This window comes from Microbulbifer maximicatervae (SeqCode), assembly GCF_052467615.1.
Genome location: NZ_CP174319.1, coordinates 4,200,397 through 4,223,157 on the forward strand (window position 1 = coordinate 4,200,397; position 22,761 = coordinate 4,223,157).

At 47.6% G+C, this 22,761-nt stretch carries 19 protein-coding genes; 16 read left to right on the forward strand and 3 right to left on the reverse strand.

Annotation, left to right across the window (positions count from 1 at the left end):
- The first annotated feature begins 101 nt into the window (after positions 1-101).
- The 3 genes from rpiA to ACJJIM_RS18480 all read left to right on the forward strand — a co-directional run bounded on the left by rpiA (position 102) and on the right by ACJJIM_RS18480 (position 2,107).
- Entirely contained in the window at positions 102-773 is a 672-nt protein-coding gene (gene rpiA, locus ACJJIM_RS18470; protein ID WP_444911686.1) for a ribose-5-phosphate isomerase RpiA, read from the forward strand.
- 17 nt (positions 774-790) lie between these two features.
- A complete protein-coding gene (locus tag ACJJIM_RS18475; protein WP_282930933.1) occupies positions 791-1,417 on the forward strand; it encodes a transglycosylase SLT domain-containing protein in 627 nt (208 codons plus the stop codon).
- Between the two features lie 312 nt (positions 1,418-1,729).
- Positions 1,730-2,107 carry a DUF4168 domain-containing protein gene (locus ACJJIM_RS18480; protein ID WP_282930932.1) on the forward strand — a complete coding sequence of 126 codons (378 nt, stop codon included), beginning with the start codon at positions 1,730-1,732 and terminating at the stop codon, positions 2,105-2,107.
- A gap of 25 nt (positions 2,108-2,132) precedes the next feature.
- Here the strand turns inward: ACJJIM_RS18480 and ACJJIM_RS18485 are convergent, their stop codons facing one another.
- Entirely contained in the window at positions 2,133-2,465 is a 333-nt protein-coding gene (locus tag ACJJIM_RS18485; RefSeq protein ID WP_413663608.1) for a helix-turn-helix domain-containing protein, read from the reverse strand.
- A 364-nt stretch (positions 2,466-2,829) separates the two neighbouring features.
- Here ACJJIM_RS18485 and ACJJIM_RS18490 point away from each other — a divergent pair, with 364 nt between their 5' ends.
- Positions 2,830-3,864, forward strand: a complete 1,035-nt coding sequence (locus ACJJIM_RS18490; protein ID WP_282930930.1) for an AraC family transcriptional regulator — start codon at positions 2,830-2,832, stop codon at positions 3,862-3,864.
- A 93-nt stretch (positions 3,865-3,957) separates the two neighbouring features.
- Here the strand turns inward: ACJJIM_RS18490 and ACJJIM_RS18495 are convergent, their stop codons facing one another.
- Positions 3,958-5,202 (reverse strand): OmpA family protein, encoded by a 1,245-nt coding sequence (locus tag ACJJIM_RS18495; RefSeq protein ID WP_444911687.1) that lies wholly within the window; start codon positions 5,200-5,202, stop codon positions 3,958-3,960.
- Between the two features lie 385 nt (positions 5,203-5,587).
- On the opposite strand from ACJJIM_RS18495, the gene ACJJIM_RS18500 reads away from it, so the two are divergent.
- From ACJJIM_RS18500 to ACJJIM_RS18540, 9 genes are all read left to right on the forward strand, one after another.
- The gene (locus tag ACJJIM_RS18500; protein WP_444911688.1) at positions 5,588-6,796 is read left to right on the forward strand and encodes an acetyl-CoA C-acetyltransferase; all 1,209 of its coding nucleotides are present in this window, start codon (positions 5,588-5,590) and stop codon (positions 6,794-6,796) included.
- Between the two features lie 10 nt (positions 6,797-6,806).
- Positions 6,807-8,963: a 3-hydroxyacyl-CoA dehydrogenase NAD-binding domain-containing protein gene (locus ACJJIM_RS18505; RefSeq protein WP_444911689.1), complete on the forward strand. Its 2,157-nt coding sequence runs from the start codon at positions 6,807-6,809 to the stop codon at positions 8,961-8,963.
- 105 nt (positions 8,964-9,068) lie between these two features.
- Complete coding sequence (locus ACJJIM_RS18510; RefSeq protein WP_444911690.1) at positions 9,069-10,217, forward strand: acyl-CoA dehydrogenase family protein; 1,149 nt, start codon at positions 9,069-9,071, stop codon at positions 10,215-10,217.
- Positions 10,218-10,270: 53 nt separating this feature from the next.
- Positions 10,271-11,467, forward strand: coding sequence for a CaiB/BaiF CoA transferase family protein (locus ACJJIM_RS18515; protein WP_444911691.1), 1,197 nt, complete (start codon positions 10,271-10,273; stop codon positions 11,465-11,467).
- Positions 11,468-12,530: 1,063 nt separating this feature from the next.
- A complete protein-coding gene (locus tag ACJJIM_RS18520; protein WP_444911692.1) occupies positions 12,531-12,698 on the forward strand; it encodes an AAA family ATPase in 168 nt (55 codons plus the stop codon).
- Positions 12,649-14,091: an ATP-binding cassette domain-containing protein gene (locus tag ACJJIM_RS18525; protein ID WP_444911693.1), complete on the forward strand. Its 1,443-nt coding sequence runs from the start codon at positions 12,649-12,651 to the stop codon at positions 14,089-14,091. The genes ACJJIM_RS18520 and ACJJIM_RS18525 overlap by 50 nt, the downstream gene beginning before the upstream one ends.
- Before the next feature lie 32 nt (positions 14,092-14,123).
- On the forward strand, positions 14,124-15,650 hold the full coding sequence (locus tag ACJJIM_RS18530) for a cryptochrome/photolyase family protein (protein WP_413663616.1): 1,527 nt from the start codon (positions 14,124-14,126) through the stop codon (positions 15,648-15,650).
- A gap of 87 nt (positions 15,651-15,737) precedes the next feature.
- Positions 15,738-16,328, forward strand: coding sequence for a cysteine hydrolase family protein (locus ACJJIM_RS18535; protein WP_413663617.1), 591 nt, complete (start codon positions 15,738-15,740; stop codon positions 16,326-16,328).
- Positions 16,325-17,245, forward strand: coding sequence for a DMT family transporter (locus ACJJIM_RS18540; protein ID WP_413663618.1), 921 nt, complete (start codon positions 16,325-16,327; stop codon positions 17,243-17,245). Before ACJJIM_RS18535 ends, ACJJIM_RS18540 begins: the two co-directional genes overlap by 4 nt.
- A gap of 75 nt (positions 17,246-17,320) precedes the next feature.
- Here ACJJIM_RS18540 and ACJJIM_RS18545 read toward each other — a convergent pair whose 3' ends face one another.
- Positions 17,321-17,737, reverse strand: a complete 417-nt coding sequence (locus ACJJIM_RS18545) for a VOC family protein (RefSeq protein WP_413663619.1) — start codon at positions 17,735-17,737, stop codon at positions 17,321-17,323.
- Positions 17,738-18,239: 502 nt separating this feature from the next.
- Between ACJJIM_RS18545 and ACJJIM_RS18550 the strand changes: the two genes are divergently transcribed.
- The 3 genes from ACJJIM_RS18550 to ACJJIM_RS18560 all read left to right on the forward strand — a co-directional run bounded on the left by ACJJIM_RS18550 (position 18,240) and on the right by ACJJIM_RS18560 (position 22,759).
- Positions 18,240-19,847, forward strand: coding sequence for an ABC-F family ATPase (locus tag ACJJIM_RS18550; protein ID WP_444911694.1), 1,608 nt, complete (start codon positions 18,240-18,242; stop codon positions 19,845-19,847).
- Positions 19,848-20,610: 763 nt separating this feature from the next.
- Positions 20,611-21,396, forward strand: coding sequence for an outer membrane protein OmpK (locus tag ACJJIM_RS18555; RefSeq protein ID WP_444911695.1), 786 nt, complete (start codon positions 20,611-20,613; stop codon positions 21,394-21,396).
- A gap of 1 nt (position 21,397) precedes the next feature.
- The gene (locus tag ACJJIM_RS18560) at positions 21,398-22,759 is read left to right on the forward strand and encodes an NCS2 family permease (RefSeq protein WP_413663622.1); all 1,362 of its coding nucleotides are present in this window, start codon (positions 21,398-21,400) and stop codon (positions 22,757-22,759) included.
- The last annotated feature ends 2 nt before the right edge of the window (positions 22,760-22,761 follow it).

A 22,761-nucleotide genomic window follows, 5' to 3' on the forward strand; every position in this document is an offset into this window, starting at 1 on the left:
CCTTGAGAAGCATATTTGCCACAAAAAACAACCAGATGCGCTTTTTTTTATCGTCAGATACAAATTAAGGCGAAATAATTGCAAAGGAAACTATCCAGAGTATGACCCAGGATGAATTGAAACAGGCGACAGCTCGCGCCGCTATCGACTATATCGCCCCGCGCCTGGAGGACAATTCCATTGTCGGCGTAGGTACCGGTTCCACCGCTAACTTCTTTATCGATTACCTGGCGGAGATCAAAGGTACCTTTGACGGTACTGTGGCCAGTTCTGAAGCCTCCGCACAGCGACTCAAATCCCACGGCATTCCCGTTTATGAGCTTAATGCCGTCGACGGCATCCAGTTCTATGTGGATGGTGCCGATGAAGTGAACCCGGCCCTTGAAATGATCAAAGGTGGTGGTGCTGCATTGACTAGAGAAAAAATCGTGGCGGCCTGCTCTGAAGAATTTATCTGCATTGCCGATGAGAGCAAGTGGGTAAAAGTCCTGGGAGAGTTTCCCCTACCGGTTGAAGTTATCCCCATGGCACGCTCACTGGTTGCCCGGGAGCTGGTTAAACTGGGCGGTGATCCGGTTTATCGTCAAGGTGTGATCACAGATAATGGCAATGCCATTCTCGATGTATACAATCTGCGTATCGAACACCCCACTGTCCTTGAAGAAACCATCAATAACATTACCGGTGTGGTAACCAATGGTATCTTTGCCAAGCGCTCCGCCGATATTTTACTGCTTGGCACCGGTGCCGGAGTGAAGACCATTACCGTTTAAACATGTCGTAAATAGTTATGCACAAAAAAAATAAAAAATGCGGACTGCTGGTTTTGCTCAGTGCTGTTGCACTGAGCAGCGGCTGTGCAACCGCGCCTCCAAGTAATCTCGACAACGTCTGCTCTATTTTCCAGGAAAAAAAGAAGTGGTACGGCGAGGCAAAAGATGCGGAGGAAAAATGGGGCTCTCCAATTGCAGTGATGATGGCAATCATGCACCAGGAATCCCGTTTTGTGCATGATGCCAAGCCCCCGCGCACCAAGATCCTGGGCTTTATCCCCGGCCCGAGGCCGTCCGATGCCTACGGTTATCCCCAGGCTCTGGGGACCACTTGGCGCCACTACCAAAGGTCTTCCTTTAACTACGGTGCCGATCGGGATGATTTTGGCGACGCCATCGATTTTATCGGCTGGTATAACAACACCAGTGCACGCCAGTGCCAGATACGCGCCAATGACACCTACAGCCTTTACCTCGCCTACCACGAGGGGCACGGTGGTTTTAATCGGCGCACTTTCCAGAATAAAGCCTGGCTAAAGAATGTATCCCACAAGGTATCTGCCAGGGCGCAAAAATATCAGCAACAACTCAATAGCTGCGAACAGTCGCTGAAAAAACGCAAGAAATTTCTCTGGATTTTCTAGCTGATCACAGCGACCGTTAGTCGCAAGGCCCACCTCGGTTTAAATTCGGTGCAGTTCTCTGCATTATGAGCGGCGGCAGCCGCTCACTAAATTTTATGACCTCACAACCACTCCAGGAAAAATTCTCCTTGCTGGCGGAAAAAGGCGCTACAAGGCGCCAGAAACTGACTACGCTGAAGACTAATAGCTACCCGCTTTAGACTTGGTACAGGTCACTAAAGCTCCGCCACAAGCATAAATTTACAGCCCCAACGTGACGCTGGGTGCTCCCTCTGAGAAGCAAAAGCGTCCTTATACTTTTTGGAGTGCCCGATGAAGCTCTTTTTGAAATACCTGGCTGTATTGGCAATATCACTCAGCGTGCCGATGACCTTCGCACAACCTGCTACCAGCCAAACAACCGCCCCCAAAGCTTCGTTTAGCGAACCGCAGCTCAAGCAATTTGCCAACGCCTATCGCTCTATCGTGATGCTGAGTCGAGAATACGCACCCAAACTGAAAGCGGCTGCCGATATCAAGGAAGCGGAAGCGATCAACAAAGAAGCACAGGGAAAAATGATCGCCGCAATTGAAAAAGCCGGCCTTTCCAAAACCAAATACCAGGAAATTGCCAACAGCATTAAATCGAATCCCGCCCTACTGGAGAAAGTGAACAAAATTCTTCAGCAAAGCCACGCGCCACAGCAGTAATACAACTTTGTGAGTGGCGCTCTGATCAGCTCATTGCGTCACTCAAATCCAGCTTTACATCTAACACCTGGCAAATAATCGGCAAATTGGTTTTCACCCAATTCTTGTCAAAAGAGCCCCAATCACGCAGCAGGTAGTAGCCGTCATTGTGGCGCACGCCTTCCTGAATGAACTCTACAACTGTGCCATGCCCCGGCAATCCTTTCGCAATAATGTCCTGCACCGTACGGCGAGGCCATCCAGTTGCCTCCTCCAAAGTAGGATTATTGGGACGCGGAATATGCTCGATCAGGTAAGCAATCAACATTCGCCGGCAGATGGTCGGGTTTAACAGACTTGCAACAGACGTCGGTGACATTTGACCAGTCCTTCACTAACGGAATTTTTCCTATTGTTGACGAATATGACTTACAGGTCGAGGAAATAGTGATTCACTATCGCTATCAAACTTTAAAAGAACTGTCAGTCCACAGAGGATCAAGCATAGAAAATTGTTGAGAGCAAAACTGGGATTTTCAGTCGTTAACGCAAAAAATACACATTAAAAGACAGAAATAGACAACTTTTATTCCATAAGCCCATTAAGTTCGAAACTGTCACCACTAATAAAAGCACAGGCAGTTGCATATAAATTAAGCAGAAGCCTGACTTTCTCTCTCTGTTTGCGCATAATCCATACCGTAATACAGCAGCAGACAGAAAATAATTGTGAGGCTGAAAGAGTGGACAATGAAAACCCCAAACTCCGCGAAGCGGGGCTAGGTATTCCCGCCGCTGCGGTAAAGGCCCATCTGGTTGGCGCACAAGCGACCGGACTGGACTGCCAACAACTACTCATCGATAGCGGAATCGCCCCCGCCCAGCTAGATGATCCCGATAGCCGCGTTGGCCGGGAGCAGATGGCCAACTTGTTACGCCTTGAGTGGGATTTTCTGAACGATGAGTCAGGAGGATTCCTGGCGCGCCCTTGGCTGCCGGGCACTTTTGCCATGATGGGGCACGCTTGTATCACCTGTCCCAACCTGCGCCGAGCTCTGCTTCGCTCTAGCCGCTTTATCAGCATGGTGAGTGACGACTTGCACATCAAGCTGGTCGAGGACGGTGAAGAAGCTCGACTGATCATTCACCACACCAATGAAAAAAAATTGCCCAACCAAATTTTCGTCGAATCTATCGCGGTAATCTGGTTGCGCTTTTTTAGCTGGCTGATCGACCGTACCATTTTATTAGAGCGCGTTCTTCTGGCGTTTCCCCCGCCCGACTACAACGAAGACTACAGCGATATGTTCCCTTGCAGGCACTACTTTAACCAAGGTGAAACCTGCCTGGTATTTAACACTCGCTATTTGCAAATGCCCCTGGTACGCGATGAGCAACAGCTGGCAGACTTCCTGTCCCGCGCCCCCGAGTGCCTGTTGACCCAATACAAATCCGACCACAGTTTCACCGGTCGTATTCGCCGTATGCTGCAACAGCAAAACAGTATCGAAAATCTGTCACTGGATGATGTCGCCGCACGTTTATACACATCTCCACAGACGCTGCGCCGCCGCCTCAAAGAGGAGGGCAACAGCTGGCAGGATATTAAAGACTCTGTTCGGCGGGATATGGCGGTTTACCAGTTGAAGCAGCAGGAAACTGCTGTAGCTGAAATTGCCGAGCGCCTGGGCTTTTCCGAACCCAGCGCTTTTAATCGCGCATTTAAAAAGTGGACGGGGCTAGCTCCTGGAGCTTACAGGGATAAATTCCGTAGTTAAGGCGACGCTAAAAATCCCGGTCAAAAGACCGGGATTTTTTATAAATGAAATCTACCTTGGAAAATATCCTTTAAAGGGATTCCCGTATCCCGGCTACTCCTGAGAGTTTGTCACTACCCGGATACTAACTCGCTCAACATTAAGGGCTTTTTGGTCCCTCTTCTCCGCCATATCTTCCGGGACAAGCTTAGCTGAGCCCATTCCTGTTGCAGTGATACGATTTGCCGCTATCCCCTTCTTCAGTAGAAGTTCTTTCACTACATCCGCACGTTCTTGGGACATTTCCTGCTCTGCAATTTCATTACCCTCACCTTTTACATGCCCTTCAATAGCAATGGTTAAGTTGGGGTTGTCCTGCATGATTTTTGCCAGAGCATCGATATCCTCAGCTGCAGGGTTGGTGATTTTTGCAGTTCCCTTTTCAAAGTTCACTCGCATGGGGAATTCCCGGTCGGGATTGTCTGAAAAGCTCTTGAGATAATCACGTAAATTACTGGAAAAGTTATCGGGGCCCAGTTGCGCTTCCTCTTCCGCTTTTTCAAGGGGGGAATCCCCTACCGGCTGTGAAGCGGACTCCATAAAGCTCGCTTCCTGGGAGGTCATGGAAGGATTACTTTCTGATTTTTCCTTTTTTCCTTTCAACATACACATATTCAATGCGTAGAGAACCACAAGTACCAACAGCAAAGGAAAAAACCAGCTACTGAAACTAACCGGTTTACGTTTTTCTTCGGGCCCTTGAATTGCTGTAGCCCGAGGTTCCTGGGGTTTGGCGTGGCCATGGGTAACCAGAGCATCTCCCAACTTCCCAAAATCTGGAACGTCGATTGCTTGAAGAAGGTTATCCGGTATATACCCCTGTAAATGCTCCCGCTGCCCAATCAGGAATGAAGCCAAGTCGGAAATATCCATTTTTTGAGCTTTGGCCTGGTTTTGCATCAACGAAGTAACTATCGGTGCGGATACACTCAATAGATCTCCGCCCTCGTTCCCCAAATTATTCGCTGCAACTTCCAGGACCTCTTTTTTACGACTGCTGAAAATTTTTTCCAGCATTTTCTCACCGATGTCTGTAATTGACTTCAACTTTTCTGGTGAGGAAATAGCGGTGGCGAATTTAGACAAATCCAGCGCTTCACTTTCAGAAATTAAATTAAATAAATAACCCATTCCTGTTTTACTACTGGCCCTGTTCAACATACCAGCCAGTATGTAAGCAACGCCTGAGCAGAGTGCAGCTTCACCTTGCCCTGCCGGCAAATTCAAAGCCTTTGTCAGCGCATCAATACCCCCGGAGCCCAATTGGCCGGTAGCCATATCCAAAACATTATCCGCCATAGCCAAACCTCGCTCACCACCTCAGGGACCGTCAAAGTACATTTATTTGTCCGGGGTCACCCGTGTGTTACCCATTCAAACTTTTCTCAGATGCCCTGAATCACCCATTACCCTGCCTGACATGGAATTTCTCCAGCCGCAAAGATAATTTAAGTGCCAATTTACCGTGCCAAAATTTCAATAGATTTAGGCGCCTTACTTGAGTGTACGGCAGTACCTCCACATGGTTAGGTTAATTTGGAATAAATAAAAAGATATTTGACTAGGAATTTTTCGGTAGTACCTGGAAGCTGAGTCATCTTCCGTGGCAATTTTTATCATTGAACCCAAGCTGCACCGCACTATGGTAATAAGCGAAACCATAAAATAAAAAGAGGCTAAAACCGTGCCAACCGAAGCCTACATCTACGATGCTATCCGCACCCCGCGGGGCAGAGGCAAATCCAGCGGTGCCCTTCACGAAGTCAAACCTATCACCCTGCTTTCAGATCTCCTGAAAGAATTACAGACCCGCAATAGATTCGACACTGCCAAAGTGGACGACATCGTTATGGGCTGTGTTACACCGATCGGAGATCAGGGTGCCGATATCGCAAAAGTTGCAGCTTTAGCTGCCAATTGGGACTGGGATATCGGTGGCGTAACTCTAAATCGCTTCTGTGCCTCCGGTGCCGAAGCGGTCAATCTCGCCGCTACCAAAGTTCGCTCCGGGTGGGAGCATCTGGTAGTGGCCGGAGGCGTAGAGTCCATGTCGCGGGTGCCCATGGGCAGCGACGGCGGCGCCTGGGCGATGGACCCACGCACAGCAATAGATACTGGATTTGCACCCCAGGGCATTGGCGCGGACTTGATCGCTACACTCGGAGGATTTTCCCGCGAGGATGTGGATAACTTTGCGCTGGACTCTCAGCACAAAGCGGCAGCCGCCTGGAAACGCGGTGCTTTCGAAAAATCTGTGATTCCCGTACGTGACCAAAATGGCCTGACCATTCTCGATCACGACCAGCTGGTGCGCCCAGATGCGTCCATAGAGGCCCTGGCACAACTCAAGCCATCCTTTGCCGGGATGGGTGAGCTGTGCTTCGACAGCATTGCCATATCCCGTTACCCACAGGTCGAATCAATCAACCATGTTCACACTGCGGGAAATTCCTCAGGAATCGTCGATGGCGCAGCCGCCCTACTGATCGGCAGTGAACAGGCCGGGCGAGATCTGGGGCTCAGCCCCCGCGCCCGTATTGTCTCCGCTGCGGTAGTGGGTACCGAACCCACTATCATGCTCACAGGCCCCGCGCCCGCCACTCGCAAAGCCCTGAAGGCCGCAGGCCTGACGGTGCAGGATATTGACCTCTTTGAGGTGAATGAAGCCTTCGCGGCAGTGGTGATGCGTTTCCAACACGAGTTGGACGTGGACCCACAAAAACTCAACGTTAACGGCGGCTCAATCGCTATGGGCCACCCCCTCGGCGCGACTGGTGCAATGCTGATCGGCACAGTACTGGATGAGCTGGAACAACGGCAACTTCGCTACGGCCTGGTCACACTATGTGTGGGTGGCGGTATGGGTGTAGCAACCATTATCGAAAGAGTTTAGGGGGCAGACTATGAAATCCATTCGCCTGGAAAAAGACGATCACAATATTGTCCACCTGATCATGGACAACCCCAATGCCTCAGCCAATGTGATGGACCGGGATTTTACCGAGTCGCTGAGCGCAGCGGTTGAACAACTCAAGCAGCAAGAGTTTTCTGGAATTATTGTTCGCTCCACAAAAAATACCTTTTTTGCCGGCGGCGACCTCAAATCTTTATTTGCGGCAAAAATTGAAGAAGCTAAACCTTTCTTCGAATCTTGCGAATCAATGAAAGCCAACCTGCGCTGGCTGGAAACCCAGGGTAAACCCGTCGTTGCTGCGATTAATGGCACAGCTTTGGGCGGTGGCTGGGAAATTGCCCTCAGCTGCCATCAGCGTATTGTTATCGATAGCACCGCAATAAAACTGGGATTGCCTGAAGTCACATTAGGCTTACTACCTGGTGGTGGCGGCTGTGTACGTATGCCCCGCCTTTTAGGCATCCAGGAGTCTCTACCCTACTTACTGGAAGGAAAACAGGTGAGGCCGCAACAGGCTCTCAAAGCCGGTCTGGTACATCAGCTCGTTACCAGTGAAAATGAATTACTAGAGAAGGCTGTCTCTTATATTCGAGAGAATAGTGAGCAACCTGTTGCTCAGCCTTGGGATCAACCGGATTACCGGATGCCGGGAGGGGACGCAAAGAACCCTAAAAATGCGCAGTTACTGATGATCGCCCCAGCAATGCTGGAGAAAAAAACCAAGGGATGTCTGCCGGCGCCAGAGTCGATAATGGCAACCGTCGTCGAAGGGTCCCGGGTCGACTTCGAAACTGCTACGCGAATTGAATCCCGACATTTTGTAGGCCTCGCTTGCGGGCAGGTTGCCAAAAACATGATCGGTACTTTCTGGTTTGCACTCAATGAGGTCAAAGCCGGAGCATCACTGCCCGCCGCCGCCCGCGATCATAAAACGTCGCCCATGCAAAAAATTGGCATACTCGGCGCCGGCATGATGGGCTCAGCCATTGCCTACGCCTGTGCCAGTAAAGGTGTTGATGTCGTATTAAAAGATGTATCCATGGAAGGTGCCTTAGCCGGCAAACAATATGCAGAGAAATCCCTGCAAAAACGCTTACAGCGGGGTCGCATTACCGAGGACAAGGTCAATCAGATCCTCTCCCGTATCACGCCCACAGACAGCAATACCGACCTGGCTGATTGTGAGTTGGTGATAGAAGCAGTTTTCGAAGACCGGGAACTCAAGCGTAAAGTTACCCAGGAAGCCGAAGTACAGCTGCCGAAAAATGCAGTATTTGCCTCCAACACTTCGACACTGCCGATCACTGGGCTCGCTCAAGCTTCCGACCGTCCCCAGCAATTTATCGGTCTACATTTCTTCTCCCCTGCCGACAAGATGCCACTGGTGGAAATTATCTGTGGGGAGCAAACCAGTGATGAGACTCTCGCCCAAGCCTTCGCCTTTGTATTGCAGATTGGCAAGACTCCTATCGTTGTTAACGACAGCCGTGGCTTCTTCACCTCAAGGGTATTCGGCTGCTTTACCAATGAAGGTATCGGCATGCTCAGCGAAGGGGTTAATCCCGCCACCATTGAAAATGCCGCAGCCCTAGCTGGCTTCCCAGTCGGCCCTCTAGCTGTTAGTGACGAGGTCTCCTTAACGCTGATGAGCCGGATACGCCAGCAGACCATCAATGACCTGCAAAAAGAGGGTAAACCCGCCCCCACGCATCCCGCCGACGGAGTGATCGACCGAATGCTTGAAGTGGGTCGCGCTGGTAAGGCCGCAGGTGGCGGCTTCTATACTTACCCTGAGGGCGGGAAAAAGCACTTATGGAGTGGCCTTGAGAAGGAGTTTCCCGCCAAAGAGGCACTGCCGATAGAAGATGTGAAGGAACGGCTGCTGTTTATTATGGCTCTGGAGACACTTCGCTGTTATCAAGAGGATGTGCTACGCAGCGTACGCGATGCCAATATTGGCTCTATCTTCGGTATCGGCTTCCCACCCTGGACCGGTGGTGCATTGCAATACATCAGCCAGTTTGGCCTGAAAGCGTTTACCCAACGCGCCCAGCAACTGGCTGATGCCTATGGGGATCGATTTGCCCCGCCAGCAATTTTGCTGGATCTGGCAGAGTCAGGAAAAGCTCTGGCGGACAACCCTTAACCCAGGGGTTTGAGCGATGTAAACAGGCTTTTAAAGTCTTGCTGTTTACATCGCCAATCAAAACACTGGTTCAATTTTTCAGTAATAAAATGCGGTGGTGTAAGGATGGTACCAAGAACTGTTTACAACGAAGATCACGAACAGTTTCGAGAAACTTTACGTAAATTTTTAGAGAATGAAGCTGTACCCTACCACCATCAGTGGGAAAAAGATGGTCAGGTAGATCGTAAACTGTGGAATAAAGCTGGAGAAATGGGCTTTCTGTGTCCGCAAGTTGACGAAAAGTATGGTGGCTTGGGGCTGGACTATGGCTACAACTCCATTATTGATGAAGAGGTAGCCCGAGCGGGACTTTCCGGTATTGGCTGGGGCCTGCACTCTAATATTGCAGTGCCCTACATTATTAATTATGGCACGGAAGAACAGAAGAAAAAGTACCTTCCCAAATGCATTAGTGGTGAGATGATTACCGCTATCGCCATGTCCGAACCCGGTGCAGGATCGGATCTCCAAGGCGTGAGAACCACAGCGGTGCGCAAAGGGGATCACTATCTGCTCAATGGTTCCAAGATTTTTATTACCAATGGACAGCAGGCAGACCTGGTTATTGTCGTGGCCAAAACCGACCCTCACGAAGGGGCCTCTGGGGTCAGTTTGCTGCTTGTGGAAGCAGATAGCCCTGGATTCAAGAGAGGCAGTAACCTAGAAAAAATAGGCATGAAGGCCCAGGATACTTCAGAGCTGTTCTTTGATGATGTCAAAGTCCCTGCGGAAAACCTTCTCGGTGGAGAGGGACAGGGATTTATTTATTTAATGCAGGAATTGCCTCAAGAACGTTTAAGTGTGGCAATTTATGCAATAGCTAATGCAGAAGCAGCCCTGCAATGGACGATTGATTACGTACGGGATCGCAAGGCTTTCGGCAAACCCATCTCTGCCTTCCAAAATACACAATTCAAGCTGGCTGAGCTGGATAGTGAGTTAACCGCTCTTCGGGTATTTATCGATCGCTGCTTGGAGCTTCACTATAATAAGGAACTCGACGTTGCAACTGCAGCGAAAGCCAAGTTATTGAGTACAGATTTCCAATGCAAACTTTTGGATGAATGTGTTCAGTTACATGGCGGCTATGGCTATATGTGGGAATACCCCATCGCCCGGTCTTGGGCCGATGCTCGTGTAGCACGTATTTATGCCGGAACCAATGAAATTATGAAATTAATTATTTCCCGAGACCTCCTGCGCGATGACTAAATTAAAGTGCTAGATTGAAATTTCTGTTCTCAATTAAAATAATGAAATAAAAAGTGAAACAGCAAACGAAGAATCACTGCGCCCCTCTTGAGGGGCTAAAAGTACTCGACTTTTCTACCCTACTTCCCGGTCCCTATGCCACTATGTTATTGGCGGACTTAGGCGCAGAAGTACTAAGAATCGAGTCTCCCACACGGCCAGACTTACTACGGGGCTTTCCCCCTTTAGTCGATGACACGGCTTCCCTATCCGCCGCCCACGCAACCATTAACCGCAACAAACGCTCCCTGGCGATCGATCTAAAAAATCCAAAGGCGCAAGCGGTGATTCACCGACTGCTTCAGCAATACGATATTGTAATCGAGCAATTCCGCCCCGGAGTGATGGATAGGCTGGGCCTTGGCCACCAAAGCTTAAGCCAACAGCGCGCAGACATTATTTACTGTTCGATTACCGGATATGGCCAGACTGGACCATTAAAGCAACGTGCTGGGCACGATATCAATTATCTCGCACTATCTGGCCTGGCCAGCTATTCCGGCAACCGTGACCATGGCCCCTGCCTGAGCGGCACACAGATAGCAGACATCGCCGGCGGTTCACACCATGCGGTTATGTCGATACTGGCTGCGGTATATCATCGCCAGAGAACCGGGGAAGGCAGTTATATCGATATCAGTATGACGGACTGTAGTTTCGCGTTAAACGCAATTAGTGGGGCCAATGCACTGGCTTTAAATACCGATCCCAAGCTGGAATCCGAGCTGCTAAACGGTGGAAGTTATTATGATTACTATCGCACGGCAGATAACCGCTATCTTTCTGTGGGAAGTTTAGAGCCACAATTTGCTGAGCAATTTTTAACAAAAATAGGCCGAAAGGAGTGGCTGACTCGCATTGTCCAAGACGGACAACAAGAAACACTTAAGAAAGATATTGCAGCAATTATTGCTACAAAAACCCAGAAAGAATGGATTGATATATTTCAGGATATTGATGCGTGCATTGAACCCGTACTTAATTTTACAGAAGCTGCTGATAGCAATCTTATCCAATCCAGAGAGATGATCTGCTCTGTGAATGGAGACATTAAACAGATCAACACACCCTTTAGATTTAACGGCCAAAAGCCCCACTTATTTAACCGAGGGGCAGCTCTGGGAGAGCACAATCACGTTGTGCTGGGTGAGCTCGGCTTTAGCGCTGAAGAAATTGAAGAGCTTTGCGAAGTTCAGGGTGTCACTCATTAATCACGTTGAACAGGGTTGCTAGAGCAGTGATAGCTGCCTCTAGCTGCCACCCCCGCCACAGCCCCCACCACAACTGCTTCCAGAATCTGAAGAGGAGCCGCCACCCCAAATACCAGAGAAGACACTGCCGGAAGTTCCGCCTTGACAGCTCGCGGCACAACCAATATGACTGGCACAGTGATCCGCAGCGGGACTATTTCTCGATCGACAGTTTAGCGAATAATGAAATCCATCTTTAATCCCCAACTTTTTATCAATTGAGAAAACCAGAGGTAACGACTTTGGCTTGGATGGACTTATACCACTTCGAGCACAAGCAATTCGCCACATCCTCTTAATCCCCTCACTAGCTATATCCTTATCTGGCAAAACTTCATTGGGTGTGTGGTGCAGAAAGTGTCCAAAAGCTTTATTACAAAAATTGCGATACACCTGTGTGCTTAATATAAATTCATGCCAAGCGACATCAAGCACTTGAGATGGCATAGCGATCATTTGTCTACCAGCCGTTTGACAAATATTCCCTCAACCCATCAAGTACCATACCCAGCTGCTTGTTGCTGAGATGAGGGTATTTTTTCTTCACTCTTTGTTTGAGAGACGGATGGAATTGATAGTCTCTTAAAAATCGTTCCCGCCGTGATTTTCGGTAAAAGAAAAAAGCATAGTACTTACGATCAATAGACAAATTGCTATAAAACCTTCAATTACCATAGTAACCCCCACTTTTAAACAATTATTGTTCTAAATCAAGTCGTAAAAATGCTTTATCTCAATGCAATATCAATAACACTCTTATACCACTCTATTTTAGGAGTTGAGAGTACCAAGCGAGCGCTTATAAGTTGGGACTTGAAGTATTTTTGAATTTTTATTAATCTAACACTTAACAACTTTTCTTTTTGGAGCTATCTACGCCAATGAATTAAGCCTTGCACACACTGGAGATAAACCGGTTTCTTAAGAGGCCATCAATTCCCGTGCAAGTGGCGTACTCCATTCTCTACAATTTTTTCTCAAGATCATGGTATTGCGCCACCCATTCCGACTACCGGAGGGTGAAATGCAGAGCATTTGTTCTATAAAAAATCTTTACTTAAACGTCCCTGAGAAATCTCTATTTAAAGGGATCCATCTTGACTTCCCTCCGGGATTTACTGGCTTAGTGGGAAATAATGGCAGTGGAAAATCGACCTTTTTTAGAGGCTTTGATTGGGAAACTAAAGCCTGAACAGGGAAGTATTACTTGGTATACAGACTATCTTAAAGTGGATCAAGTGAGCAGCAATTCCAACAAGAGAATTGTAGATATATTCGACCCTACGGGCCTCTATGACTGTTTTTCACGTATTGAATCTGGCAATCAGAGTGAGGAAGATCTGATGCGTGTCTCAGATTCATGGGAGCTACCTATAATTTGGCAACAGCATTTATACAGCACCGGAATAAATCTCACGTTAGACACTCCTATCGGCAATCTTAGCGGTGGTGAAAGAGTCCGACTGGCTTTAATCAATGCCTTCTCTCATAAAAAACACTACCTACTACTGGATGAGCCTAGTAATCACCTAGATTCAGACGGTAGAAAATGGTTACAGCAGAAAATTAGAAACCATTCTGCCGGAATTCTATTGGTCAGTCATGATCGAAGCTTACTCCAACAAGCTGACACGATAGTGGAACTAGATTCAGGAAAACTACGCACATATGGTGGTAACTATTCACACTACAAGAAAGAAAAAGAGATACAGAGACAGTCTGTAGAAAAGAAAATTGAAAGTACCAAAAAGAATATAAAAAGCCTAAACAAACTTAAGCAAAGTTCTGCTGAAAAAACTACAACCAGAAAAAACCAGGGTAAGAAATTAAAAGGTTCTCAATGTAAATCGCTACTAGATGCGAAAAAAGATCGTGCAGGGCAAAGTTTAGGCAAGCTGACTAGAAACCTGGATCGTCAGCACCAAAAGTTAAAGCTAGACTTAGAAAGTTGCCAAAAGGACTATAAGAGTCATAAGCTCCCCAATATGCAACTTAGTAAAACAGGGCTAACTGGCGGTATTCGTCTGCATGTTGAGGATCTCAAACTGCCCTACGGTATTCAGAGTGATCCCATATCACTTACCATGCACAGTGGCGATCGCTGGCATATTTGTGGCGCCAATGGTAGCGGAAAGACAACGCTACTAAAGATCATTGCTGGTCGAGTTAAACCTCGCAGCGGTTTGTGTAAAACTTTTGGCAGCTGTTTTTATCTGGATCAGAACCTAAGTCAACTAAATGGAAATCTATCTGCCTTGGAAACTTTATCCCGCCTGCACTCTGATAAAGATACCAACTTCTGGCGCACAGCCCTAGCCACAATGAATATTCGAGGTGATTCTGCACTTCGCTCTACCAATACTTTAAGTGGAGGGGAGCGACTAAAGGTTGCTTTACTTGCCGCTACTCGTGGCACTGAGGCACCAGACCTGCTACTACTGGACGAACCGGATAATCATTTGGATCTGGAGTCGCGTATAGCGCTGGAAACTGCGCTGGTAGAATACCCCGGGACATTTTTATTGATCTCCCATGACTCTACTTTTGTAGAAAATGTGGGAGTGAATAGAAGGGTCTATCTATAGGCATATTAAGACCTAAATAAAGGAAGTGAGATGTGAAAACGCTGCGCTTGCTATTAGGGGATCAATTGAACCAAAAACACTCCTGGTTTAGAGGTAACCAGGAGGATAAAATCTACTTTATGGCTGAAATGCGCCAAGAGACCGATTACGTTGTTCACCACATCCAAAAAATTGTTGCCTTTTTTGAAGCTATGCAGATTTTCTCAGAGTGGCTTAAAAATAGGGGCTGCAATGTCATCTACTATCGAATAGACGATAAAAACAACAAACAAAACCTTACAAAAAATATCGAAGATATTATTAGAAAACGCAAAATTGAAAAATTTGAGTACCAACTTCCCGATGAGTACCGACTAGATCAGCAGCTGCTACAACTAGAAAAGAGACTATCAATAGAATTTCAAGCCTACGACACTGAGCACTTTTTAACCACCCGAAAAGAGCTGGCAGACTTCTTCCAGGGGAAAAAATCGCTACTTATGGAAAGCTTCTACCACTATATGCGGAAGAAGCATGACATTCTGATGAATAATGAAAAACCTGAAGGGGGAAAATGGAATTTCGACCAAAGCAATAGAAAGAAATGGAATGGAAAGCTGGACAAACCCAAGCAGGGAAAAATAACAAGTAATGTCACTTCAACTTTATCTCGTATAAAAAAGTCTGGAGTTAAGAGTATTGGAGAGATTGATCCAGAGAATTTTATATGGCCAACCAGCAGAGAGGAATCTATAAAACTACTTCGTCATTTTTGTAAACATCTACTTGCTCATTTTGGCGATTTTCAGGACGCAATGGATCCAGATGAAGCCTTTCTTTATCACAGCCGAATTAGCTTCTCCCTAAATAGTAAACTCATATCTCCAAAAGAGGCTATCGATACAGCGATAAAATCTTGGAAAGATGGAAAAATTTCAATAGGACTTAACCAGATTGAAGGTTTTGTACGCCAAATATTGGGCTGGCGAGAATATATGCGTGGTGTCTACTGGATGTCTATGCCCAGTTATGAGCATCAGAATAAGTTGAAGAATAAAAATAATTTGCCAGATTTTTTCTGGGATGCCAAAACGACCATGAACTGCCTTCACAACACCATCAGGAATAGCTTGGAAAATGCCTATGCTCACCATATCCAAAGGCTTATGATTACCGGTAATTTTGCGCTATTAACACAAACTGACCCTGACCAGGTGGAAAGTTGGTATCTCGGTATTTACATAGATGCTATTCAGTGGGTTGAAATGCCTAATACCCGGGGAATGAGCCAGTTCGCCGATGGTGGATTGGTTGCAACAAAGCCCTATATTAGTAGTGGCTCCTATATCAACAAAATGAGTAACTATTGCAGCGACTGTATTTATGACGTCAAACAACGAACTGGAGAGAAGGCCTGCCCATTTAACAGTCTCTACTGGAATTTCTTAATTGAAAAAAGAAAAATGCTAGAGGGCAATCATAGAATGACAATGATGTTCAGCCTTTTGGATAAGCTTGAGAAGAGTGAAGTGACAGCAATAAAAAAAAGGGCAAAGCAATTTATGACAAAGAAATCGTAATCTCTATATAGATCATAAAATCCTTTATCGAAGGCTTCCTTAATCATTACTAAACTAAGCCAATACTCGCCTTATTAGACTCTGGTCATGAATACTGCAATCATTACCCTCGATTTTATCAACGATATTTGTCATCCAAAAGGACAAATATCAGCAGCGGCCCCAAGAGTCCATAAGAATAGAGTTATTGAGAACACCAATAAACTCCTTATGTGGGGAAGAGCAAGACATCATCTTATTTGCCATATCAGAGTCGCTTTTTCCACCGACTACAGGGAATTCTCCTCTAACTCTCCCCTCTTCAGCTATATCAAAGATATAGGCGCCCTCCGTCAGAAAAGCTGGGGCACTGCTTTTGTTGATGAACTCAATATTACTGATAGCGATATATCTATTTATAAGAGGCGTGTCAGTGGCTTCTATGGGACCGAACTCCCAGTACTTATTGCTAGCAACAATATAGAAAGGATTGTTCTCTGTGGGGTATCAACACAAAATACAGTCGAACTGACAGCCAGGGAAGCTCACGATAGAGATTTTTCAGTACTCATTGCCTCAGATGCCTGTGAATCTGACACGGAATACAATAAACAGAATAGCCTGAACTTCCTCACGAAGATAGGCAGTGTAAAAACTGTCGATGAGATTATTGCTAGTGAGGGTGTTAGTAAACCATGAGTACCCGCATTTCCAATAGAGAATTTGCCCTCAGTGTCATTACCGCAATTCTGGCGGCCAGCTGTATGTCGCTAACCGGGCTATTTGGTAAAGAACTAACCACCTTTAGCTCCTTATCACTGGTGGTCTTTATTCGTTTCTTTGCCCCATTTTTACTCCTAACTTGGATTTGCCTCATTGTTTTCGATAAAAACCCTGTAACTCATCGAATAGACAGGATTGATGGTGCAAGGGCGTTATTCACTTGTCTCGCTCAGTATTGCCTGTTTTATTATTTGTCCAAAGGCTCTCTACTTGTCGCCGCCCTTCTATTTTCAACGTCAGGTTTATTTCTCCCTTTTATTACCCGGTTTGCCAAAAAGGATCCGATAAAAAAGAAGACAGTAGCGGCCTGTTTAATCAGCTTTATCGGCGTTGCTTTTATATTGAAGCCAACTGCTGGCTTTGATAGCTATATGATAGTGGGCCTGCTATCGGGCTTCTTTGGAGCTTGTTCACAGTTTGTAATGCACCACTCTTCAAAGAAGCAAAATACGATATCCTCAACCACCAAGATGTTCGGCCTATCCAGCCTCTATATGCTTGCCATTTTATTGATTGAAGGAAATCTTGGGGAGCTTACGAAAGTCGCGGTATCTCTATCAGACTCGGTAAGTTTTGTGATTGTGATTATTGCTTTTAGCCTGGCGACAATCAGTAATCAATCCTTGCGCACTAAAGCCTATCGTCGGGTAAACAGGCCTGCCAGCCTATCTCCCTATTTATATACAAGCCTGATTTTCTCCGGCATATTGGATTGGTTTGTTTATAGCACACTCCCAACCTGGAATACTTATGCCGGCAGCTTACTGATAGTTATCGGAGGTATTATTCAGGCAATCAGAACTCAACCCCAGATTAAGGCATCTCATTCTTAGCAAGGATAAGCGAGGACAGGGAATAGCGGGAGAAACTCAGCCCCACAGATTCAATTATCTGCAGGGCCCAGACGATTACTTGAACATCAGTTCAGGATTAACCATCGTTTTCATTTCCAGAACGTTGCCATTTGGATCTTCGATAAAGAAAGTTTCCTGTTCGTATTCATTGCCGACAAAGCGACGGTAGGGCTTGTCCAGGTATTCCAACCCGGTAGCTTCGATACGGCCTTTCAGTGCCTGAAACTCATCTTCCGGCAGGTGAATGCCAAAATGAGGAACAGCCACTTCTCCCATATCCACCTTGTGGCGAACATTGGGGAGCTTCTCCTCACTCTGGTGCAGGGTGAGTTCGTTACCCCAAAAGTCGATATCTACCCAGCGACCTTCTTCACTGTTGCCGGTCTTGCAGCCTAAAACATCGCAATAGAATTTCTTGGCGGTTTCCAGGTCCCCTGCCGGAATCGCAAGGTGCAAACAATTCGATTTCATATAGCCTCCAGCCTTTGCTAGCTCCTCATAGAGATCAAAAATTGATTGACTGACATCTGCTAGTCATTAGCCCTTCAACCCTCCCCCCTAACTGCATTAACATTTACTTTGCCGTCGGAGCCACCCAAAGGATACAAATAGGATCAAGTGATCCCGTTAATTATTTAAATAAAAGTGGCCGCTTTACGCGCTGGCAACTTATACCGGGAATATTCCTAATATTAGGGCCCATAGCTTTAGCTAAAGAGCCCGAACTCAGGGAGTATACAGATGCATATCATCGCACCCCACCCCGAAATGGAATATCCTCCTAGCCTAGGAGTATACTTTAACATATATATTTCAATCTCTAATATCGAACCCGCGGAGAAACTGCTTAGTTATTGAACGTACTCCTCGACACTTCAGCGCCAAATCCTTATAGTGCGGCCCCCACATCACGCCTCCTATTTTGGCGAAACTGGCTTACCAGAGCCCATTTGTAATCCTCAGGAATACTCTCTTGATCTCCACCGCGAATATCACCATGCAGTTTGGTGCCCAACCACTGTTTGAAAACATTTCTGTAAAGTTCGGCAATGGCAACCGATATGGCCTTATCGGGGCCAATGGATGTGGAAAGTCAACCTTTATGAAGATCCTGAGTGGTGCCTTGGCGCCCTCGGCCGGCAACGTATCCATTGAGCCTGGATGCACCATGGGTACTTTGAGCCAAGACCAGTTTGCATTTGAAGAGTACACCGTCGTCGATGCGGTCATCATGGGAGATGTCCGCCTGTGGGAAATTAAACAGGAACGTGACCGTATATACTCGCTACCGGAAATGAGCGAAGAAGACGGCATGCGCGTAGCCGAGCTTGAAGTCCAATTTGCTGAGCTGGATGGCTATAGTGCAGAGAGCCGTGCGGGAGAAATCCTGCTTGAAGCTGGCATCGACGAATCCCTGCATTTTGGCCTGATGAAACAGGTAGCTCCCGGCTGGAAATTGCGTGTATTACTCGCCCAAGCGCTATTTGCCGACCCAGATATCTTATTGTTGGATGAGCCGACCAATAACCTGGACATCCACACTATCAAGTGGTTGGCAGATGTACTGAATCAACGCAAAAGCACCATGGTCATCATTTCCCACGATCGCCACTTCCTGAACTCTGTCTGCACCCATATGGCCGACATAGATTATGGTGAATTGCGGGTTTTCCCCGGCAATTATGAGGACTTTGTTGCGGCCTCCACGCTAATACAAGAACAACTTCACGCAGAGAATGCCAAGAAAAGTGCCGAACTGGACGAGCTACAGAGCTTTGTGAACCGCTTTTCTGCCAATGCATCCAAAGCCAAGCAGGCCAGCTCCCGCGCGAAGAGGATGGAAAAAATCAAGCTGGACGAAATCAAACCCTCCAGTCGGGTCAGTCCTTATATTACATTTAACCAATGTAAAAAATTGCACCGCCAGGCACTGACTCTTGAGGGGCTTACCCATGGTTTTGACAGTGAAACGCTATTTCAAGGTGGCGAAATGCTGCTGGAAGCCGGTGCGCGCCTGGCAATTATCGGTGAGAACGGCGTTGGTAAAACAACCTTCTTGCGCTGTCTTGTCAATGAGATCCAAGCAAACAGCGGAGTCGTCAAGTGGTCAGAAAATGCCGCTATCGGCTACTGTCCGCAAGACAGCAGTGCAGATTTTGATGGTGACCTGACGATATTTGAGTGGATGTCCCAGTGGCGCACCCCCAAGCACGATGATCTGGCTGTGCGGGGTATTCTGGGCCGACTATTATTTACCGCAGATGATGCCAATAAAAAGGCAAAGGTCTGCTCTGGCGGCGAGAAAAATCGCCTGCTCTTTGGCAAGCTAATGATGATGGACACCAATGTGCTCATCATGGATGAGCCAACCAACCACTTGGACATGGAAGCCATCGAAGCCCTGAACAAGGCACTGGAGAAATATGAGGGCACACTTATTTTTGTGAGTCACGATCGTCAGTTTGTCTCATCCCTGGCAACCCGAGTTATTGAAATCAAAGATCAAGCAATGATTGATTTCCAAGGCACTTACGAGGAATACGTGGCGCACCAGTCAGGTACAGAACAGCAGGTAGCCTGATTCCAAACTCGAATCGGAAAAGGCATATTGGGGCGATAACAATACTCGCCCCAGGTCTCAAAAGCTGCAAAATGTAACCAATCACCACCAGCTAATACGGGACTCGGTAGGCATCACCTGAGCCCCCCTAAAGTCGCCCCCCGTTACTGCAATCCCTTCCAGACTCATTCCTGGGCCAATGTCCAACTAACTAGCCAAAAAACCAAACAGCCAAATAATTTTTATACAGGTTAAAAGTTGATTTACTTTTCCCAACCATCACCATCGACCTCAGGCCGATGTCTGCCTATATAAGAAAGACGCTCAGAAGATACATTTCAACCATCCTTATTCTGCTACCAAGCGGATGACTTCCAGTGTCATCAAAGTTAAACAACATCTATTATCGCGAACCCTAAAAGCACCAAAAGTATTCATGTTGCCTGTGCAAGCACCACTGGGGAGCAGATGCCGACTTTCTGGACTATTTACCTAATTTGCCCCTGCAATGTAGCGATTCCCTACTATCAAACCAATTAAACAATACTTTTTTGCTACACCGGCCCATCGCTAACCAATAAATGAGTATCTCGTTTTCCCCAAGCGTGATTTTTTGGTGCAGAGTTACTTAAAAAGCTAGGAAAAAAGCGTAAATGCCGAGAAAAAACACTGGAAAACAGGGGTTAAGTTCTGGTACATTCCGCGACTATTTTTTAACCAACTGCCGATTTTCTCATCGGCCGCCAGTGCGAAATTCGCCTGTCGCTGTAACAGAGGTAATAGAATGAAACCAACCAAGCCCCTGCTACTGCTGGCCTCTAGCCTGTTGTCCGTAGCTGCCCAAGCTGAGATGACCTGGAGTGACAACAGCCTGAGCCTTCTTTACGGCCACGATTACAAAGTCGACTACAGCAAGAACACGGATGACTCTGAGAGATCCGTAGTAACTTTTGAGCACGCCAGTGGCCACAGCTGGGGTGACCTCTTTATTTTTGCCGACTACCTGGACTCGGAAGATGGCTCCAAAGAACTGTATAGTGAGATTTCTCCCCGCCTGAGCTTAGGCAAGCTCAGCGGCAGTGAACTGGCTTTCGGACCGGTTACCGATGTACTGATCGCCACAGCAGTTGAGCTGGGCAATATGGATGATCCGGACCACTTGGCAGCAACCGGCCCCCACTTTACCAATTACCTGACGGGTGTGGGCTTTGATCTCGCGGTACCCGGTTTCTCCTTTGTACAGGCGAATGTTTACCACCGCGATAACGATGACAAGGCCAGCAACGAGCAGCTGACCCTGGTTTGGGCCATGCCTTTTACCCTGGGTGATGCCAGCTTTGTCTACGACGGATTTATCGATTGGACCAGTGCTTCTGAAGATTCACATCCGAGCACTAACTTTACCTCCCAGCTGAAATGGGATGCCGGCGCTGCCTGGGGTGAACCCAAGACCCTGTACGCGGGTATTGAGTACGTACACTGGAACGACAAGTTCGGAATCAAAGATGGCACTTATGGTGTCGATTCCAACGAGCGCAACGTTAACCTGCTAGTAAAGTACCACTTCTGATATGAAACCCACTGATATCCAAACATCGGCGACCCCAGGGTCCGACATCCCGCAGGTGGGAGGCAATGCCTCATTCCTGGAGAAGTTGTTCAAGCTCTCAGAGCGCCAGACGAATGTTCGCCGGGAAGTGATTGCCGGCGTTACCACATTCCTGACGATGGCCTACATCATTTTTGTGAACCCCAATATCCTGGCTGCAGCGGGTATGGATAAGGGTGCTGTGTTTATGGCGACCTGTCTTGCAGCCGCTATTGGCTGCCTGATTATGGGGCTCTACGCCAACTACCCCATCGCATTGGCGCCAGGTATGGGCCTCAATGCCTTCTTCGCCTACGTTGTCGTCGGTGAAATGGGATACAGCTGGCAAGTAGCCCTGGGGGCGGTGTTTATATCAGGGGTAATCTTCCTGCTGCTCAGTATCTTCAAACTGCGAGAGTGGATTATCGATAGTATCCCCCTCTCCCTGCGACAATCCCTGGCAGCGGGTATCGGCCTGTTCCTGGCGATCATTGCCCTGAAGAGTGCCGGTATCGTTGTAGCCAGCCCCGCTACCCTGGTAACCCTGGGCGACCTCAAGTCAATTGAGGCGATCCTGGCAGCACTGGGCTTCTTTATTATTGTGGCGCTGTCCTACCGCCGTATGCTGGGCTCAGTGATGATCGGTATCCTTGCGGTAACCGTCATCGCCCTGGCAATTGGTAAGGTAGAGTTCACCGGTCTGGTATCCGCACCTCCCAGCCTGGCACCAACTTACCTGGAGCTGGATATTGCTGGCGCCTTCGAAGTTGGCATGATCAGCGTGATCTTTGCCTTCCTGTTTGTCGACCTGTTCGACACCGCAGGCACCCTGTTAAGCGTTTCTGATCGCGCCAAACTGCTGGATAAAGATGGCAAGTTGCCTGGAATGGGCAAGGCCCTGATGGCCGACAGTTCCGCATCTGTTGTTGGTTCTGTGCTGGGCTCCTCAACTACTACCTGTTATGTAGAGAGTACTGCGGGAATTACCGCCGGTGGTCGCACAGGCCTGACTGCTGTGGTTTGCGCCGGGCTATTCCTGTTAGCGACCTTCTTCTCGCCCCTAATCGGTATGATTCCGGCCTATGCAACCGCAGGTGCTCTGCTGTATGTTGGCGTCCTGATGACTTCCGGTATGTCATCTATTGATTGGGATGACATTACCGAGGCCGCACCGGCAGTAATCGCCGCAGTGATGATGCCTTTGTCGTTCTCGATCGCGCACGGAATCGCCCTGGGCTTTATTTCCTACGCAGTTATTAAAACGCTGAGCGGACGTAGCAAAGACGTCAGCATCAGTGTCTACGTGTTAGCGGCACTCTTTGTTGCCAAGTTTGCCTTTTTCTGAGG